Source organism: Pseudomonas deceptionensis, assembly GCF_900106095.1.
In the GTDB taxonomy this organism is placed as follows: Bacteria; Pseudomonadota; Gammaproteobacteria; order Pseudomonadales; family Pseudomonadaceae; genus Aquipseudomonas; species Aquipseudomonas deceptionensis.
The window spans coordinates 517,509-537,570 of record NZ_FNUD01000002.1; the positions used below are offsets into that span (position 1 = coordinate 517,509).

A 20,062-nucleotide genomic window follows, 5' to 3' on the forward strand; every position below is an offset into this window, starting at 1 on the left:
ACGCTCCTCAAAGAATCCAGCACCTGCGCTCTGAAGCTTCAGGCAAATTGGACGGGCCTTATGGACCCGCCGGATACGTTCTTACAGCTCTAATTCTGTATATAAGCTAAAAAACTAGCTCAATCCTAGCTCAGACCAAATGCGCCGTACGTGTTGACGTTCGACCACGAATTGATCCCCCGTGACCACCCCAGCTTCCTTCTGCAAGGCTTGCCGGTGGGCGACGGCGCGAAAGGCCTTGTAAGCCTCGCGCAACAGGCTGGCATCGGTGACGGGCATCAGCCCTGCCTGCTCCAGCCCTTCCAGAATGCGGATATTGTCGGTGTAGCGCAGTAACGCCGGGTGTTCCCTGGACCATGCCAGAGCCGCGTATTGCACCATAAATTCAATATCGACGATACCTCCGGCGTCCTGCTTGAGGTCGAACGGCACCGTGGCCTCGTAGGCATTTTCGGCGGTGCCGGCGGCGGTGATACGGGTGCCCAGGTTGCCACGCATCTTGGCCCGCATTTCGCTCACTTCCTGACGCAAGGTGGGCAGGTCACGCGCGCGGCTCAAGATGCTGGCGCGCACGTTTTCAAACGCCGCGCCTACCTGCTTGCAACCCACCAGCACCCGAGCCCGCACCAGCGCCTGGTGTTCCCAGGTCCAGGCTTCGCTTTCCTGATAACGCTCGAACGCACCCAGCGAGCTGACCAGCAACCCCGACGCGCCTGACGGGCGCAAGCGCATGTCGACGTCATACAGCTGCCCGGAGTTGGTCTGGGCCGTCAGCAAATGGATGATGCGCTGGCCCAGGCGGGTGAAAAACTGCGCACCGTCGATGGGCTTGGCACCATCGGTTTCGGCGTTCGGGTCGCCATCATGGATAAACACCAGGTCCAGATCCGAGCCATGTCCCAGCTCGATTCCGCCGACCTTGCCGTAGCCGACAATAATGAAGCCGGGGTCGCACAGGCTGCCGTTGGCACGCTGCGGGGTGCCGTACTTGGCCACCGTCTGGCGCCAGGCCAGCGCCAGCACTTGTTCCAGAATCGCTTCGGCCAGCCAGGTCAGGTAATCGCTGACTTTCATTAAAGGCAGGCTGCCGGCGATTTCGGACGCGGCGACCCGCAGACGGTGGGCCAGCTTGAAGTTTCGCAAGGCCTCCATCTGCTGCTCCAGGTCATCCTCGGGGATGCGTGTCAGGCGCTCGCGCAACTCGGCCGCCAGCTCTGGGGCCAGGGGCGGTTTGAACAGTCGACGTTCGTTGAGCAACTCATCGAGCAGCAACGGGAAGCGGGTGATTTGTTCCGCGATCCAGGGGCTGGCCGCACACAGCGTCAGCAAACGCCGCAACGCGTCGGGGTTTTCGGTCAACAACACTAAATAAGCAGAACGTCGGGCGACCGCCTCTACCAGCGGCAACACCCGTTCCAGTACCAGATCGGGGTTGGCGTGCTCAACGGCTTGCGCCAGCAAACGCGGGATAAAGGCGTCCAGGCGCTCACGCCCCAAGCGCTGCATGGAGCGCAGTTGCGGGCTGGAACGCAGGGCGGCCAGTTGTTTCAGGGCTTTTGGGGCATCGACAAAACCGGCCTCTTCCAGCTGGGCACAGGCCGCGGCGTCGTCCTGAACCTCTTCCCACAGGGGCAGCCACTCACCACCGACAATCAGCTCACCCTCATCGATGACCTCTTCTTCATCAGGGTCTGCAATGACCTGACGGAAATGCCAGTCGATACGCCCACGCCACGCCATCAGTTGCTCATGGAATGCCGTCCAGTTGTCAAAACCCATCATAAAGGCAATGCGGGCCTGATCCTGCGGGGTGTCAGGCAGCATTTGGGTCTGGCGGTCGGCAATGGACTGGATCGCATGCTCGGTATAACGCAGGAATTCATAGCCTTCGCGCAGCTCGCTGACCACTTCGCCGGGCAAATAGCCCTGGCCTTCCAGAATAGTCAGGACCTTGAGCAGCGGCCGCTGCTGCAGGCTGAGGTCACGGCCGCCGTGGATCAGCTGGAACGCCTGGGCGATGAACTCGACTTCACGAATCCCGCCCGCCCCCAGTTTGATGTTGTCGGCCATGCCTTTGCGCCGCACCTCCTGCTGGATCAACTGCTTCATGGTGCGCAGCGCTTCAATCGCCGAAAAATCGAGATAGCGCCGGTAGACGAACGGGCGCAACAGGCTGAGCAGCTGCGCGCCCATCACCTGATCGCCCGCCACCACGCGGGCTTTGATCATGGCGTAACGCTCCCAGTCGCGGCCCTGGTCCTGGTAATACTGCTCCAGCGCATTGAAGCTCAGCACCAGCGCACCGGACGAGCCATACGGGCGCAGGCGCATGTCGACGCGGAACACAAAGCCGTCGACGGTCATCGGGTCCAGTGCCTTGATCAGGCGCTGGCCGAGGCGGATGAAAAATTCCTGGTTGTCCAGCGCACGCTTGGCGCCCACGGTTTCGCCGCCTTCGGGGTAGGCGAAGATCAAGTCGATATCCGAAGACAGGTTCAGCTCTACGGCACCGAGCTTGCCCATGCCCAGAATCACCATCTGCTGCGGTTCCCCGCTGCGGTGCCCGGTTGGCGTGCCGAACTGCTGGCAATGGCGCTGATACAGCCAGCGATAGGCCTGATCGATGCTGGCATCGGCCATGTCTGACAGGTCGCGGCAGGTTTCGATCAAATCGGCCTGGCGGTTGAGGTCACGCCAGATAATCCGGATTTGCTGGCGGGTACGCTGGCGGCGCAGTGCACGGCCCAGCTCGTCATCGGTGGCGGCTGCCTGCACGACATCGGCCACCTGCCTGCACAGCTCGCCGGGGGCGAAGCTGCGATCCAGCTCGCCTGCGCGCACCAGTTCAAGCAACATCAAAGGGTCACGAAGCGACTGTTCAATAAAGAAGTCACTCGCCGCACTCACCCGATGGAACGCCGACCAACGTTCGGCCGACCAGTCGTCGAGCCCGTGCCCGCCTTCAAGTCCCGCAACTGCCGTGCGCCACGATTGCTCGGCACGGTTGGCAAGTGGCAGTAAAAGGCCTGGAATTGGAGCAAGCGACGGAAGGCTCATGGTCTATCCTTGATCGGCGAAGGTGTTGCCGAGTACGGTGACAGGAAGAAACAGCGGTTTAATCCGACTGTCGAACAAAGGTTATAAATAGCTGGAAGATCATTTTGGTTAGCATCCAGCCCGCACTTTGCGGGCTAAATATCGTGAAACGCACCAACAATATCGATTTTTCGCACAACCTAACAGGTGGCCATCAGGACCTTTCCTGTAGTTTTACTACTGACTCACACACTCGAAAGGCTGAAATGGCCGACGATTTGTAGTAAAACTACACGCCGCTGGAACCAACCTCCGGCCATCCAAGAATTTATGTCGTCTGCCCACAAGGCCAGTCGCAAACTCAGGCAACCGATTCTGGAAGCCTATCCGCCCTGGAGCAAGCCATGCAAGACCTCGATCCCGTCGAAACCCAGGAATGGCTGGACGCCCTGGAATCGGTTCTCGACAAAGAAGGCGAAGACCGCGCTCACTACCTGATGACCCGTATGGGTGAGCTCGCTACCCGCACCGGTTCGCAGCTGCCGTATGCCATCACCACGCCTTACCGCAACACGATTCCTGTAACCCACGAAGCACGCATGCCTGGCGACCTGTTCATGGAACGCCGCATTCGCTCGCTGGTTCGCTGGAACGCCATGGCCATGGTGATGCGCACGAACTTGAAAGATTCTGACCTGGGCGGTCATATCTCCAGCTTCGCTTCCAGCGCAACCCTGTATGACATCGGTTTCAACTACTTCTTCCAGGCTCCGACCGACGAACACGGCGGCGACCTGATCTACTTCCAGGGTCATACCTCGCCAGGCGTTTACGCCCGTGCGTTCATGGAAGGCCGGATCACTGAAGAACAAATGAACAACTTCCGCCAGGAAGTGGACGGTCAGGGCCTGTCGTCCTACCCGCACCCTTGGCTGATGCCTGATTTCTGGCAGTTCCCGACTGTATCGATGGGCCTTGGCCCGATCCAGGCGATCTACCAGGCTCGCTTCATGAAGTACCTGGAAGCCCGTGGTTACATCCCGGCAGGCAAGCAAAAAGTCTGGTGTTTCCTGGGCGACGGCGAGTGCGACGAACCAGAATCCCTGGGCGCGATCTCCCTGGCTGGCCGTGAAAACCTCGACAACCTGATCTTCGTCATCAACTGCAACCTGCAGCGCCTCGATGGCCCGGTTCGCGGCAACGGCAAGATCATCCAGGAACTCGAAGGCGTATTCCGCGGTGCTCAGTGGAACGTTACCAAAGTCATCTGGGGCCGTTTCTGGGACCCACTGCTGGCCAAGGACGTCGACGGCATCCTGCAACGTCGCATGGACGAAGTCATCGACGGCGAGTACCAGAACTACAAAGCCAAAGACGGCGCGTTCGTTCGTGAACACTTCTTCAACTCGCCGGAACTCAAGGCGATGGTTGCTGATCTGTCCGACGACGAGATCTGGAAACTCAACCGTGGCGGCCACGACCCGTACAAGGTCTACGCGGCTTACCACGAAGCGGTTAACCACAAGAACCAGCCAACCGTCATCCTGGCCAAGACCATCAAGGGTTATGGCACCGGTGCCGGCGAAGCGAAAAACACTGCGCACAACACCAAGAAAGTTGATGTTGAAAGCCTGAAGTTGTTCCGTGATCGTTTCGACATCCCGGTTAAAGACGACGAAATCGAAAACCTGCCGTTCTTCAAGCCTGAAGTTGGCAGCGCTGAAGCCCGCTACCTGAGCGAGCGCCGCACTGCACTGGGCGGTTTCGTTCCTCAGCGTCGCGCATTGAGCACCAGCATTCCGACCCCGCCACTGGACACCCTCAAGGCCATCCTTGACGGCTCCGGCGACCGTGAAATTTCCACCACCATGGCTTTCGTGCGCATCCTGGCGCAGCTGGTCAAGGACAAGGAAATCGGTCAGCGCATCGTTCCGATCATCCCGGACGAAGCCCGTACCTTCGGTATGGAAGGCATGTTCCGTCAGTTGGGCATCTACTCGTCCGTCGGCCAGCTCTACGAGCCAGTCGATAAAGACCAGGTGATGTTCTACCGCGAAGACAAAAAAGGTCAGATCCTCGAAGAAGGCATCAACGAAGCAGGCGCCATGAGCTCCTTCATCGCCGCCGGTACTTCGTACTCCAACCACAACCAGCCGATGCTGCCGTTCTACATCTTCTACTCGATGTTCGGCTTCCAGCGTATTGGCGACCTGGCCTGGGCCGCTGGCGACAGCCGCACCCGTGGCTTCCTGATCGGCGGCACCGCCGGGCGCACCACGCTCAACGGTGAAGGCCTGCAGCACGAAGACGGTCACAGCCACATCCTGGCCGGTACCATCCCGAACTGCCGCACCTTTGATCCAACCTACGGCTATGAGCTGGCGGTGATCATTCAGGACGGCATGAAGAAGATGACCGAAGAGCAACAGGACGTCTTCTACTACATCACCGTGATGAACGAGTCTTACCAGCAGCCAGCCATGCCGGCCGGTGTTGAGGAAGGCATCGTCAAAGGGATGTACCTGCTCGAGGAAGACACCAAAGAAGCGGCACACCACGTTCAGCTGATGGGCTCCGGCACCATCCTGCGTGAAGTCCGTGAAGCGGCGATCATCCTGCGTGAACAGTTCAACATCGGCGCTGACGTATGGAGCGTTACCAGCTTCAACGAACTGCGTCGCGACGGCCTGGCCGTTGAGCGCAGCAACCGTCTGCACCCGGGCCAGAAGCCTAAGCTGAGCTACGTCGAAGAGTGCCTGACTGGCCGTAAAGGTCCGGTTATTGCCTCTACCGACTACATGAAGCTGTTCGCTGAACAGATTCGTCAGTGGGTACCGGTCAAGGAATTCAAAGTGCTGGGCACTGACGGTTTCGGCCGCAGCGACAGCCGCAAAAAACTGCGTCACTTCTTTGAAGTAGACCGTCACTTCGTGGTGTTGGCAGCCCTGGAAGCACTGGCTGACCGTGGCGATATCGAACCTAAGGTGGTTGCAGAAGCAATCGTCAAGTTCGGCATCAACCCGGAAAAACGCAACCCACTGGACTGCTGAGGAGAATATTTGTGAGCGAACTCATTCGAGTACCTGACATCGGCAGCGGCGACGGTGAAGTCATCGAGCTGTTTGTAAAAGTCGGCGACCGTATCGAAGCCGATCAGAGCATCCTGACGCTGGAATCGGACAAGGCGAGCATGGAAATCCCTGCGCCTAAAGCCGGTATCGTCAAAAGCCTGAAGGTCAAGCTGGGCGACCGCTTGAAAGAAGGCGACGAACTGATGGAACTGGAAGCCGAGGGCGCCGATGCGGCGCCTGAAGCTGCAGCCCCTGCAGCGGCTCCGGCCGCAGCTGAAAAACCTGCTGCCGCCCCTGTTGCCGAGGCCCCTGCGGCCCCGGCTGCACCTGCCGCCGCCACCATCCAGGACATCTATGTCCCGGATATCGGCTCGTCGGGCAAAGCCAAAATCATCGAAGTCCTGGTCAAGGCCGGCGATACCGTTGAGGCTGATCAATCGTTGATCACCCTCGAATCCGACAAGGCCAGCATGGAAATTCCATCGCCAGCCGCCGGTGTGGTTGAGAGCATTTCGGTCAAGCTGGATGACGAAGTCGGCACTGGCGATTTCATCCTCAAGCTCAAGGTTGCCGGTGCTGCTGCGCCTGCAGCTCCAGCCCAGGCTGCTGCACCTGCCGCCGCCAAAGCTGAAGCCCCTGCTGCGGCCCCTGCGCCAGCCGCCAAAGCCCCGGCAGCCCCTGCCCCGGCCGCCGCGCCTGCGCCAAAGGGCGCCAAAGTTCACGCCGGCCCGGCCGTGCGTCAACTGGCCCGCGAGTTCGGCGTTGAGCTGAGCGCGGTCAGCCCGAGCGGCCCACACGGCCGTGTGATCAAGGAAGACGTGCAGGCTTACGTCAAAACCATGATGCAGAAGGCCAAGGAAGCTCCAGCCGCCGGTGCAACCGGTGGTGCTGGCATTCCGCCGATCCCTGTAGTCGACTTCAGCCGCTTCGGCGAAGTTGAAGAAGTGGCCATGACCCGCCTGATGCAAATCGGCGCGTCGAGCCTGCACCGCAGCTGGCTGAACATCCCGCACGTGACTCAGTTCGATCAGGCTGACATCACCGAGCTGGAAGCCTTCCGCGTCGCGCAAAAAGCCGTCGCAGAAAAAGCCGGTGTGAAACTGACCGTACTGCCTCTGCTGCTCAAGTCCTGTGCACACCTGCTCAAGGAAATGCCGGACTTCAACAGCTCGCTGGCTCCAAGCGGCAAGGCGATCATCCGCAAGAAGTACGTCAACATCGGCTTCGCCGTAGACACCCCGGATGGTTTGCTGGTCCCTGTGATCAAGAACGTTGATCAGAAGAGCCTGCTGCAACTGGCTGCTGAAGCCGCTGCACTGGCTGCCAAGGCCCGTGACAAGAAGCTCACCGCAGACGACATGCAAGGCGCGTGCTTCACCATTTCCAGCCTCGGTCACATTGGCGGCACCGGCTTCACGCCGATCGTCAACGCACCGGAAGTGGCGATCCTCGGCGTTTCCAAGGCAACCATCCAGCCAGTCTGGGACGGCAAAGCCTTCCAGCCGAAACTGATGCTGCCACTGTCGCTGTCCTACGATCACCGTGTGATCAACGGCGCTGCTGCTGCACGCTTCACCCAGCGTCTGAGCCAGTTGCTGGGCGACATCCGCACTATCCTGCTGTAAGCCGTACCCGGCCTTCCTCACCGAGGGCCGGGTAGCGCACTGTTTTCCGAGCGCCACGCTCGTACCTCAACCCCGCCATTTGGCGGGGCTTTTTTTTGCCTGCTATTGAGCCACTCCCACTTAAACAATCTCCTACCACCTGCACCTCCGTCGCACTACAACCCACGCGGAATCCAGGAGTGGGTAGCCTCCCCAGATACTTCTACGGTTAACCAAAGGACCTTAACCGCGCGATCAATATCGCCTTACATCAGAAAGGATTTAGATGTGAACAGACCTACCGTTGGCCCAATTTTGGGATTTACCACTTCACAACACGCCCGTATTTTTGTGCGCGGCGATTCCGATAAAAACAACGCTGTATTCGCGGGCATCCGGCATCGAAAGGTCGGTGAGAGCCAGTGGTCCGCAGGCGTGTATTCAAAGCTGAGCCCTGAGTTCGACATGTCCGACACCCTGGTCCTGAACGGGCTAAGCGCCGACACCGGCTACGAGTACCAGGCCGGCTGGTTCTCCACCTCCCGTCACGACCACACACCCGAAACCGTTAAACAGCTCCCGCTCACGTGGCCATCGTACACCTACACCTTCAAGACAACGTCCGACCAACCCAAACGCATACGTCGCTACGTCGTAGGGTCATGCCGCTACCTCAGGCTCACGGCAGGTGTACCTTCGGCACCGGAGCTGGGGGACGAAATCTTCGGTTCCATCAGTTCTCTGAACCGCCAGCGCCCCCTGGATGCCGTGGTGATGACCGGCGACCAGGTGTATGTCGACGACCTGAATGTCCTGTTGCCAGACCGCGAATTCCCCGCCATCAGCAAAAAATACCAAGCGGCGTTTTCACAACCCCATATCCGCAATCTGATGTCGGGCACGCCGACCTACATGATTCTCGACGACCACGAAATCGAAGATAACTGGCCGGCCAATCAGGGCAGCACTGACCGAAGGCTCTACAACAATGCGATGACCGCTTACGAGATCTATCAATGCAGCCATGGCCCGGCTCACGACCTGCTACCCGGCGGACGCATCAACCGCGACCTGACCCGCTATTGGTACACGTTTTCCCATGGTGATATCGACTGGTTTGTCATGGACTGCCGCACGGAACGCACCGTGTCCACAAGCGCCAAAAGCATGATCGGCACCAAGCAGGAAACTGCACTGCTCAAATGGCTGATCAACAGCACGGCCAAGGTGAAATTCATCGTCAGCAGCGTCATGTTCATGCCCGATCAACAGCAGGACGATGACGGCTGGAAGGCATTTGCGACGCAGCGCAATCGCATCCTGGAAACCATTCGCTCCCACGCCATCAAAAACGTGGTGTTCGTCTCTGGCGATATTCACGGCTCCCTCACCTGCCAGCTGACCCACAGCAAAAGCCCGGGATTCATGGTGCACAGCGTCGTGTCTTCACCGCTGTGCAATACCAAGCTATTGCCATATGCCAATGCCCGCAGCCTCATCGTCGACCGCCCGCTGACAACGGTCGGCACAGGTGTTTACTCAGCCCGACTCATGAGCCGCGTCGTGGGCGAGGACAACTTCGCCTGCCTGACCATCGATGGCCAACAGCTCAAGGTCGACTTTCATAACAAGAAAGGCCAGGTAATCGAGTCAGCGACCATTGCGCTGACATAAGCATTAAAGGTTCAAATCCCTTGTCGTCCGGCCTGTAGAAACCTGCGGGCCGGCCGATAAGCCCTCATAGCACTTAGCCTTTATGTTCACTTGTCAGCGCCGTGAGCATGATGCAACCTTGCTGCAACCCACAGGAACAGAGTGACCGCCCGTGCGTAATCAGCATTTGTGAAGCGAGTGCCTCAATGAAAAGCCAGCCCGATGCTGCCCCGCGTATGGCAGCCGAGGTAGTGACCCAGCTCCCCGTGCCCTCCCGGCTGGGCATGTTGCGTTTCGAACGGCTGAACGAAGCCAGTTGGGCCTTGCTCTACCTCGACCCGCACTGCGAACGCCAATTTGGCGTACCGGCGGCAGAGCTGTGCGCGCTGATCGGCTCGCCCTACGCCAGCTTGATGGAGCCCCAGGCGCGCTATCGCCTGCACGATGCCATTGAGCACCAGCTCCGGGCCAGCCCCCACTACGTCGTGCATTACACCCTGCACACCGCCCGTGGCCCACTCAACCTGATGGAGCTGGGCGAGGCTTACAAACAGCACAACCGTCACCTGTTGCGCGGCTACCTGCTGGTGATTGAAGACATCGCGACCAACCCCTTGCCTGCCCCGGTGGCCGAGCTCGAAACCCAGAATACCCGCCTGCAGATTGCCCTGGCGCTCAACCAGCGCACCCAGCAAGAGCAGCTCCAGCACCTGGAGCGCGTGCGGGCCCAGCAAGACCTGATCCTGCGCCTGGCCCGTCACAGATACAGCCAGCACAACTCGCTGCAAGAAGCCGCCGAGCTGATCACCCGAAGCGCCTGTGATATTTATCAGATTGACGCAGCCAGCCTGTGGAACCTCGAGGGCAATCAACTACTGCCCGTGTCGGCCTTTCAACGCGATACCCAGGCCCACACTGCCCAGGCTGTCTTCGACGTCAGCCTGTTCCCCGACTACCTCGAAGCCCTGCACACCAGCCGCTCTATCGACGCGCAGAACGCCAGCCGGGACCCGCGCACCCGTGAACTCGTCGCCAGCATGGGGCGACACGAAGTCACTGCAATGCTCGATGCCAGTATCCGCATCGATGGTCAGGTGGTCGGCGTTCTGTGTCTCGAACAGATCGGCAAAACCCGCATCTGGCAGGCAGACGAAATAGCCTTTGCCGGCGAGCTGGCCGACCAGTTCGCCCAGGTCATCAACAACCACAATCGACGCACGGCCACCAACGCCCTGCGCCTGTTCCAGCGTGCAGTGGAACAAAGCGCAAACGCCTTTTTGCTGGTCAACTGCAACGGTGTGGTGGAATACGTGAACCCCAGCTTCACCGCCATCACCCAGTACAGCACCGAGGAAGTCCAGGGCCACAAGCTGTCAGAACTGCCAGCGCTGGAAAACCTCAGCGAGTTACTCTTCGATGCCCACTCAAGCCTGAGCAAAGGCAATAGCTGGCAGGGTGAATTCAAAAGCCGGCGCAAAAATCTGGAACCGTACTGGGGCCAGATGTCGATTTCCAAGGTATATGGCGACAACCGGGAGCTGACCCACTACATCGGTATTTACGAAGACATCACCGATGCAAAGCTGGCCCAGCAACGCATTGAACGCCTGGCATACACCGACAACCTGACAAACCTGGGCAATCGCCCGGCCTTTATCCGCAATCTCGATGAGCGTTTCGCCCGCAACAGCAGCACGCCGATCTGCCTGCTGCTGGTGGACATCGACAACTTCAAACGCATCAATGACAGCCTCGGCCACCAGACCGGCGACAAATTGCTGATCAGCCTGGCCCGCCGCCTGCGCAACAGCCTGAGCCCCGGCGACGGCCTGGCGCGCTTTGCCAGTAACGAATTCGCGGTATTGCTGGACGACACCGACCTGGCAAGCGGACAGCAAATTGCCAGCCAGCTGCTGATGACCCTCGACAAGCCGATGTTCGTCGACAACCAGCTGATCAGCGTCACCGGGTCGGTGGGGGTTGCCTGCGCGCCCTTGCACGGACGCGACCCGCAAACCCTGATGCGAAACGCCGGGCTGGCGCTGCACAGGGCAAAAGCCTGCGGCAAGCATCAGGTCCAGGTGTTTACTGAAGCGCTAAACGCCGAGGCCAGCTACAAGCTGTTTGTCGAAAACAACCTGCGCCGTGCCCTGACGCAAAACGAACTCGAAGTGTTCTATCAGCCAAAGCTCTGCCTGCGCACCGGGCGGCTTTTGGGCATGGAAGCCCTGCTGCGCTGGAACCATCCCAAAAACGGGATGATCCGCCCCGACCAGTTCATCAGCGTGGCCGAAGAAACCGGGCTGATTATCCCCATCGGCAAATGGGTCGCCCGCCAGGCCTGCCGCATGAGCAAGCAATTGAGCGTGGCCGGGCTGGGCAACCTGCAAGTGGCAATCAACGTCTCGCCCAAGCAGTTTTCGGACCCGGATCTGGTGGCCTCGATTGCCAGCATCCTCAAGGAAGAACGGCTACCGGCGACCCTACTGGAGCTGGAGCTGACTGAAGGCTTGCTGCTGGAAGCCACCGACGACACCCGCCTGCAGCTCGATCAGTTGAAAAAACTCGGCCTGAGCCTGGCCATGGATGATTTTGGCACCGGTTACTCTTCGCTCAGCTACCTGAAAAAATTCCCGATCGACATCATCAAGATCGACCGCAGCTTTATCAAAGACATCCCTGATAACCAGAACGACATGGAAATCACTTCTGCCGTGATCGCCATGGCCCACAACCTCAAGCTCAAAGTGGTTGCCGAGGGCATCGAAACCGCTGCACAGTTGGCGTTCCTGCGCCGCCATCGCTGTGATGTAGGCCAAGGCTATCTGTTCGACCGCCCGATACCCGGCAGCGAACTGATAGAAAAGCTCAAGCGCTACCCTCGTGGCCCCCTGGCCTGACAGCGCTGTCACACTCGGGCACACTAGTGGTCTGACTTCCTACACTCTGACTGAGAGGACTTGAAACATGGTCTTGCGCTCGGAAATCCTGGTGAATAAAAACGTGCTACCCACTAAAGAACAAGCCCTGCCGGGCCGCGACACCCACGTACAGTTGCCGGAAACCCACTACGTCACCGGCGAGCCACTACTGGGCCCATTCTCGAAGAATGTGGACTTTGCGATTTTTGGTCTGGGCTGCTTTTGGGGTGCAGAACGCAAGTTCTGGGAACGCGAAGGCGTGGTCAGCACCGTTGTAGGCTACGCGGGCGGCTACACGCCGAACCCGACCTACGAAGAAGTCTGCTCAGGCCTGACCGGCCATACCGAAGTCGTGCTGGTGGTCTACGAGCCCGAGATCGTGAGCTACAAGCAATTGCTGGCAATGTTCTGGGAACTGCATAACCCGACCCAGGGCATGCGCCAGGGCAACGACGTCGGCACCCAGTACCGCTCGGTGATCTACTGCACCACGCCTGAGCAGCTGGAAGAAGCACTGGCCAGCAAGCAAGTGTTCCAGGCTGAACTGGACAAGGCTGGTCTGGGCACCATCACCACTGAAATCGACCAGGCACCAACGGTCTACTTCGCCGAGGCGTACCACCAGCAATACCTGGCGAAAAACCCGCAAGGCTATTGCGGCATTGGCGGCACCGGCGTGACCTGCCCGATTTGATCCAGGGCTACTCCTGTAGCCGTTGACGAGGTACGAGGCTGCGAAAAGGGCCGAAGGACCTTCAGGATGCCGGGGCTGCTGCGCAACCCATCGCAGCCCCGCTCCTCGTCAGCGGCTACAACGCCAGCTTACTCGGCGATCAGCCACTCCATCTGCCAGCCACCCTGGGTTTGCCCCAGTTTCTTGGCCAGCCACGGCAGCAGCTCACGCAGCTCTTCTTCCAGACCCCAAGGCGGATTGGCGATAGCCAGGCCCGAGCCATTGAGGCTGCCGGGTGTGTCCAGCGGGTGAACGAACAACTCAACCTGCAGCAACTTCGGCGCGCCGGAGCCCGCCAGGTCCTGATAAAAACGGCGCAGTTGGCGCTTGTCCTTGATCGGATACCAGATCGCTACCACGGTTTGACGCATGCGGCTGATCGCATCTTTCAACGATTCAGCGCAGCGCTTCATCTCGTCCAGCTTCTCGAACGGCGGGTCAATCAGCATCAGCCCACGCTTCTCGGCCACCGGCAGCAGCGCCCGCGGCACATGCCAGCCTTCGCCCAAATGCACGGCTACCCGACGATCACCTTTCATGTTGTCCTTGAGCAACACGCCGTCTTCCGGGTGTTTTTCGTTCAACAGCACACGGTCATTGGCACGAGTCAAACGCCGCGCCAGCTCAGGCGAGCCCGGGTAATAGCGCAACTCGCCATCCGGGTTCATTTTATGCAGCACCTGCATGTAATCGTCAGTCGCTGCAGGCAGGTTTTTCTGCCCCCACAACCGTGCGATACCTTCCAGATACTCGCCCGTACGATTGGCCTGGTCGCCCTTGAGGTCGTACAAACCAATACCGGCGTGGGTATCGAGGTAGGCAAAAGGCTGCTCTTTGCGCGACATCAGGGCGATGAGGCGGGTCAAAACGATATGTTTGAAGACGTCGGCGTGGTTACCGGCGTGGAAGGCGTGACGATAGTTCATGGTTGCTCCTGCGCAGGGGGCGAAGTTTACCTTGTACGCAGCGTAACGTCAGGTAGCGCACGGTTTTTCCGAGATACGGCAATTGCCGGCGGCAGCGCAAAAAAAACGGCCCGCCTCACAAGGAGACGGGCCGTTTCAGAACACCCTCAAGTCAGCGCATGCGCTCGACCCGATCAGTGGTTCAGTTTGAAGTCTGCTTCAGCTGCATCGAAACGCTCAACCATGCCCTTGGTCGGGCCTTTGCCGGCGAGGCTCACCAGCAAAATGGCCAAGCTGGCCAGGATAAAGCCAGGGATGATTTCATACAGACCGAACAGTGCGAAGTGCTTCCACACGATCACGGTAATGGCACCCACCAGAATACCGGCCAATGCACCATTGCGAGTCATGCCTTTCCAGAGTACCGAGATCAGTACCACTGGACCGAACGCAGCACCAAAGCCTGCCCATGCGTAGCTCACCAGCCCCAGAACACGGTTTTCAGGGTTGGAGGCCAGCGCGATGGCGATCAGCGCAACAGCCAGAACCATCAGGCGACCGACCCATACCAGCTCGATCTGCGAAGCATTTTTACGCAGGAAGGATTTGTAGAAGTCTTCAGTCAGGGCGCTGGAGCACACCAGCAACTGGCAGCTCAATGTGCTCATGACGGCAGCCAGAATGGCCGACAGCAGGACACCGGCAATCCATGGGTTGAACAGCAGCTTGGCCAGCTCGATGAACACACGCTCAGGGTTTTCGTTCACAGGACCTGCCACTTCCGGGTGCGCCGAGAAGTAAGCGATACCGAAGAAGCCCACAGCCACGGTACCGGCCAGGCACAGAATCATCCAGGTCATGGAGATGCGGCGCGCCTTGGCGATCGACTTGACCGAATCAGCGGCCATGAATCGCGCCAGGATGTGCGGCTGACCGAAGTAACCCAAACCCCAGCCCATCAGCGAGATGATGCCGATGAAAGAAGTGCCCTTGAGCATGTCGAAATTGGAAGGGTCCTTGGCTTCAATGGCCAGGAACGTGGTGTCTACGCCGCCAGTGGCCAGCAACACGATGATTGGCGTCAGGATCAGCGCAAAGATCATCAGGGTGGCTTGAACGGTGTCCGTCCAGCTCACAGCCAGGAAGCCACCGATAAAGGTGTAGGCGATAGTTGCCGCAGCACCGGCCCACAGGGCTGTTTCGTACGACATGCCGAAGGTGCTTTCGAACAGGCGGGCACCGGCCACGATGCCGGAGGCACAGTAGATGGTGAAGAACACCAGGATCACGATGGCCGAGATAATCCGCAGCAAACCGCTTTTGTCTTCAAAACGGCTGGAGAAGTAATCCGGCAGGGTCAACGCATCGCCGTTGTGCTCGGTCTGCACCCGCAGGCGACCGGCAACAAACAGCCAGTTCAGATAAGCACCGGTCACCAGACCAATGGCGATCCAGCTTTCCGACAGGCCTGACATGTAGATTGCACCGGGCAAGCCCATCAACAACCAGCCGCTCATGTCGGAGGCACCAGCGGACAAGGCAGTTACAACGCTGCCCAGGCTACGGCCACCCAGAATGTAGTCGGAAAGGTTGTTGGTGGAGCGATAGGCCATTAGGCCGATCAGCACCATTGCTGCGATATAGATCACGAACGTGATCAGGGTTGGGTTGGTAATACTCATTGAATAAAGCCCTGGCATTGTTTTTATGTTTAGCGGCGGTCTGGCCGTACGCTCACAAACGTCCTGTCTGAGACGATTAACCTAGCCGCGCATTTATGACTGATGTTTCCCCAGGAAATCCATCAGCCGATGGAACCAAACTATGTAAGAGGTTGCACCTTAGCCGCGAATGCTATGCAACAAAGCAAATCAGGTGCAACCAGTTTCTGTCAGGCGAGTTGCACCTTGTCGCCTTTTCGTCTCAATTCGGTGTTTTTGCTCCTTTTCGGAGCAAAAACAGAGCAAAACCAAAGAAAAAGCACCAACCCGGCGCACTCACTCCGGTCTATTAAGCATTTCCTGACGAAGCGTCGATCAATCCGCAAAAAAACGGGTTGCACTAGGTTGCACCTGTTTCAGCGCAGCGCTAATCTTGCCGCCAGCTGCTGCCACGCAAATGTGGCACCCATGAGGATAAAAATATGGCTACCACCACCCTTGGGGTCAAACTCGATGACCCGACCCGCGAGCGCCTCAAGGCCGCCGCGACCTCGATTGATCGCACGCCTCACTGGCTGATCAAGCAGGCAATCTTCAATTACCTGGAAAAACTCGAGGGTGGTGCAACCCTGACCGAGTTGAGCGGTATCCCTGGCACCGCCAGCGATGACGCCGACGACGTGCACGCCGATCACGCGCATCAGTGCTTCCTGGAGTTTGCAGAAAGCATCCTGCCGCAGTCCGTACTGCGTGCCGCGATCACCTCCGCTTATCGCCGCCCGGAACCCGAAGTGGTCCCGATGCTGCTGGAGCAAGCGCGCCTGCCTGCCCCGATGGCCGAAGCCACGCAAACCCTGGCTGCCTCGATTGCCGAAAAACTGCGCAATCAGAAGAGCGCCGGTGGTCGTGCCGGTATCGTGCAAGGCCTGCTGCAAGAATTCTCCCTGTCGTCCCAGGAAGGCGTGGCACTGATGTGCCTGGCCGAAGCGCTGCTGCGTATCCCGGACAAAGGCACCCGCGACGCGCTGATCCGCGACAAGATCAGCACCGGCAACTGGCACCCGCACCTGGGCAATAGCCCTTCGCTATTCGTTAACGCCGCGACCTGGGGCCTGTTGCTGACCGGCAAGCTGGTATCGACGCACAACGAAGCGGGCCTGACCTCCTCCCTGAGCCGCATCATCGGCAAAAGCGGCGAGCCGATGATCCGCAAGGGCGTCGACATGGCCATGCGCCTGATGGGCGAGCAGTTTGTAACCGGCGAAACCATCGCCGAAGCCCTGGCCAACGCCACGCGCTTCGAAGCCAAGGGCTTCCGTTACTCCTACGACATGCTCGGCGAAGCGGCGCTGACCGAACATGACGCACAAAAGTACCTCGCGTCCTACGAGCAAGCCATCCACTCGATCGGCAAGGCCTCTCACGGTCGTGGCATTTACGAAGGCCCGGGCATCTCCATCAAGCTGTCGGCCCTGCACCCGCGTTACAGCCGCGCCCAGTACGAGCGCGTGATGGACGAGCTGTACCCGCGCCTGCTGTCGCTGACCTTGCTGGCCAAGAAGTACGACATCGGCCTGAACATCGATGCCGAAGAAGCTGACCGCCTGGAAATCTCCCTCGATCTGCTGGAACGCCTGTGCTTCGAGCCGCAACTGGCTGGCTGGAACGGCATCGGCTTCGTGATCCAGGCTTACCAGAAGCGCTGCCCGTACGTGATCGACTACGTGATTGACCTGGCTCGCCGCAGCCGTCATCGCCTTATGATCCGCCTGGTAAAAGGCGCGTACTGGGACAGCGAAATCAAGCGCGCCCAGGTCGAAGGTCTGGAAGGCTATCCGGTCTACACCCGCAAGGTGTACACCGACGTTTCCTACATTGCTTGCGCGAAAAAACTGCTGGCCGTACCTGAAGCCATCTACCCGCAGTTCGCCACTCACAACGCCCAAACGTTGTCGGCGATTTACCACATCGCAGGTCAGAACTACTACCCAGGCCAGTACGAGTTCCAATGCCTGCACGGCATGGGCGAACCGCTCTACGAACAGGTTGTAGGTAAAGTTTCCGAAGGCAAACTGAACCGTCCGTGCCGTGTGTACGCTCCGGTTGGTACCCACGAAACACTGCTGGCTTACCTCGTGCGCCGCTTGCTGGAAAACGGGGCGAACACCTCGTTCGTCAACCGCATCGCCGACCACACCATCGCGATCCACCAGTTGGTGGCCGATCCGGTGAGCCAGATCGAGCAAATGGCAACGGCGGAAGGCGGCTTCGGCTTGCCGCACCCGCGCATCCCGCTGCCGCGTGACCTGTACGGTAGCGAGCGCGCCAACTCCAGCGGCATCGACATGTCCAACGAACACCGTTTGGCATCGCTGTCCTGTGCATTGCTGGCCACGGCCCACAACGACTGGAAAGCTGCACCGATGCTCGGTTGCGATTCCAGCAGCGAAGCGCCTGCACCGGTACTCAACCCGGCCGATCTGCGTGACGTGGTCGGTTATGTGCAAGAAGCCACCGTTGAGGATGCCGACAACGCCATCCTGTGCGCCCTGAGCGCCGCGCCGATCTGGCAGGCCACCCCGCCCGCCGAACGCGCTGCGATCCTGGAGCGCGCCGCAGACCTGATGGAAGCCGAGATCCAGCCACTGATGGGCCTGCTGGCCCGTGAAGCCGGCAAGACCTTCGCCAACGCCATCGCCGAAGTGCGTGAAGCGGTCGACTTCCTGCGTTACTACGCAGTACAGGCCCGCAACGACTTCACCAACGATGCCCACCGCCCGCTGGGCCCGGTGGTCTGCATCAGCCCGTGGAACTTCCCGCTGGCCATTTTCAGCGGTCAAGTAGCTGCGGCATTGGCTGCCGGTAACCCGGTACTGGCCAAACCTGCCGAACAAACTCCGCTGGTTGCAGCTCAAGCTGTGCGCATCCTGCTCGAAGCCGGCATCCCGCAAGGCGTGCTGCAATTGCTGCCAGGTCGCGGCGAAACGGTCGGCGCGCGTCTGGTCGGCGACGATCGGGTCAAAGGCGTGATGTTCACCGGCTCCACCGAAGTTGCACGCTTGCTGCAACGCAACGTGGCAGGCCGCCTGGATGCTCAGGGCCGTCCTATCCCGCTGATCGCCGAAACCGGCGGCCAGAACGCCATGATCGTTGACTCCTCGGCGCTGACCGAACAAGTGGTTATCGACGTGGTGTCCTCGGCCTTCGACAGCGCCGGTCAGCGTTGCTCCGCATTGCGCGTACTGTGCCTGCAGGAAGACTCGGCAGACCGCGTCATCGAAATGCTCAAAGGTGCCATGGCCGAATCGCGCATGGGTAACCCGGAGCGTCTGAACGTAGACATTGGCCCGGTAATCGACGCCGAAGCCAAGGCCGGGATCGAGCAACACATCCAGGGCATGCGCGACAAAGGCCGCACCGTTTACCAGATGGCCATTGCCGACATCGAAGAATGTAAACGCGGCACCTTCGTCATGCCTACCCTGATTGAACTGGAAAGCTTCGACGAGCTGGAACGCGAAATCTTCGGCCCGGTCCTGCACGTGGTGCGCTACAAGCGCAAAGACATCGACCAGCTGATCGCACAGATCAACGCTTCGGGTTACGGCCTGACACTGGGCGTGCACACCCGCATCGACGAAACCATTGCCAAAGTGGTCAACAACGTCAATGCCGGTAACGTCTACGTCAACCGCAACATCGTAGGCGCAGTGGTCGGCGTACAACCGTTCGGCGGCGAAGGCTTGTCGGGCACAGGCCCTAAAGCCGGTGGTCCGTTGTACATGTACCGCTTGCTGTCGACCCGCCCGAACAACGCCATCGAGCAGTCGTTTGCCAAGGTCGACGCTGTCACTGCACCAGACACTCAAGCCCGCGAGGCCATGAGCCAACCGCTCAATGCCCTGCAAGCCTGGGCCCAAAGCAACCAGCAAGCGGCGCTGGCCGAGCTGTGCAACGATTTCGCTGCCCACTCGCAAAGCGGCATCACCCGTTTACTGGCCGGCCCGACCGGCGAACGCAACAGCTACGCCATCCTGCCGCGCGAACACGTGCTGTGCCTGGCCGAAGTTGAAAGCGACCTGCTGATCCAGCTGGCCGCCGTACTGGCCGTGGGCAGCTCGGCTGTACTGCCGGAAAGCGAACTGGCCAAAGCCTTGCTCGCCCGTCTGCCAAAAGAGGTGCAATCGCGCATCACGCTGGTGGCTGACTGGACCAAGGACGAAGTGATCTTCGACGCCGTCCTGCACCACGGCGACTGCGACCAGCTGCGTGACGTGTGCCAGCAAGTGGCCAAACGCGCTGGCGCCATCGTTGGTGTGCAAGGCCTGTCCCAGGGCGAAACCAACATCGCCCTGGAACGCCTGGTGATCGAGCGCGCCCTGAGCGTCAACACCGCTGCTGCTGGTGGTAACGCGAGCTTGATGACCATCGGCTGATGGTTTGATAACGCAATAAAAAAACCGGGCCCCCACTAGGGT

9 protein-coding genes are annotated in these 20,062 nt (G+C 59.6%); 6 read left to right on the forward strand and 3 right to left on the reverse strand.

Annotated elements, in window-relative coordinates:
- Positions 1-114 precede the first annotated feature (114 nt).
- On the reverse strand, positions 115-3,057 hold the full coding sequence (gene glnE, locus BLW11_RS02185; protein ID WP_048360383.1) for a bifunctional [glutamate--ammonia ligase]-adenylyl-L-tyrosine phosphorylase/[glutamate--ammonia-ligase] adenylyltransferase: 2,943 nt from the start codon (positions 3,055-3,057) through the stop codon (positions 115-117).
- Positions 3,058-3,440: 383 nt separating this feature from the next.
- Between glnE and aceE the strand changes: the two genes are divergently transcribed.
- The 5 genes from aceE to msrA all read left to right on the forward strand — a co-directional run bounded on the left by aceE (position 3,441) and on the right by msrA (position 12,979).
- Complete coding sequence (aceE, locus tag BLW11_RS02190) at positions 3,441-6,086, forward strand: pyruvate dehydrogenase (acetyl-transferring), homodimeric type (RefSeq protein ID WP_048360384.1); 2,646 nt, start codon at positions 3,441-3,443, stop codon at positions 6,084-6,086.
- A gap of 11 nt (positions 6,087-6,097) precedes the next feature.
- A complete protein-coding gene (aceF, locus tag BLW11_RS02195; protein WP_048360385.1) occupies positions 6,098-7,732 on the forward strand; it encodes a dihydrolipoyllysine-residue acetyltransferase in 1,635 nt (544 codons plus the stop codon).
- A gap of 267 nt (positions 7,733-7,999) precedes the next feature.
- Positions 8,000-9,385, forward strand: a complete 1,386-nt coding sequence (locus BLW11_RS02200; protein WP_048360386.1) for an alkaline phosphatase D family protein — start codon at positions 8,000-8,002, stop codon at positions 9,383-9,385.
- Between the two features lie 185 nt (positions 9,386-9,570).
- Positions 9,571-12,264 carry a sensor domain-containing phosphodiesterase gene (locus BLW11_RS02205; protein WP_048360387.1) on the forward strand — a complete coding sequence of 898 codons (2,694 nt, stop codon included), beginning with the start codon at positions 9,571-9,573 and terminating at the stop codon, positions 12,262-12,264.
- A 67-nt stretch (positions 12,265-12,331) separates the two neighbouring features.
- Positions 12,332-12,979 carry a peptide-methionine (S)-S-oxide reductase MsrA gene (gene msrA / locus BLW11_RS02210; protein WP_048360388.1) on the forward strand — a complete coding sequence of 216 codons (648 nt, stop codon included), beginning with the start codon at positions 12,332-12,334 and terminating at the stop codon, positions 12,977-12,979.
- A 128-nt stretch (positions 12,980-13,107) separates the two neighbouring features.
- Here msrA and BLW11_RS02215 read toward each other — a convergent pair whose 3' ends face one another.
- Positions 13,108-13,944 carry a 23S rRNA (adenine(2030)-N(6))-methyltransferase RlmJ gene (locus BLW11_RS02215; RefSeq protein WP_048360389.1) on the reverse strand — a complete coding sequence of 279 codons (837 nt, stop codon included), beginning with the start codon at positions 13,942-13,944 and terminating at the stop codon, positions 13,108-13,110.
- A gap of 173 nt (positions 13,945-14,117) precedes the next feature.
- Entirely contained in the window at positions 14,118-15,605 is a 1,488-nt protein-coding gene (gene putP / locus BLW11_RS02220; RefSeq protein ID WP_048360390.1) for a sodium/proline symporter PutP, read from the reverse strand.
- Between the two features lie 461 nt (positions 15,606-16,066).
- On the opposite strand from putP, the gene putA reads away from it, so the two are divergent.
- A complete protein-coding gene (gene putA / locus BLW11_RS02225) occupies positions 16,067-20,020 on the forward strand; it encodes a trifunctional transcriptional regulator/proline dehydrogenase/L-glutamate gamma-semialdehyde dehydrogenase (RefSeq protein WP_048360391.1) in 3,954 nt (1,317 codons plus the stop codon).
- The last annotated feature ends 42 nt before the right edge of the window (positions 20,021-20,062 follow it).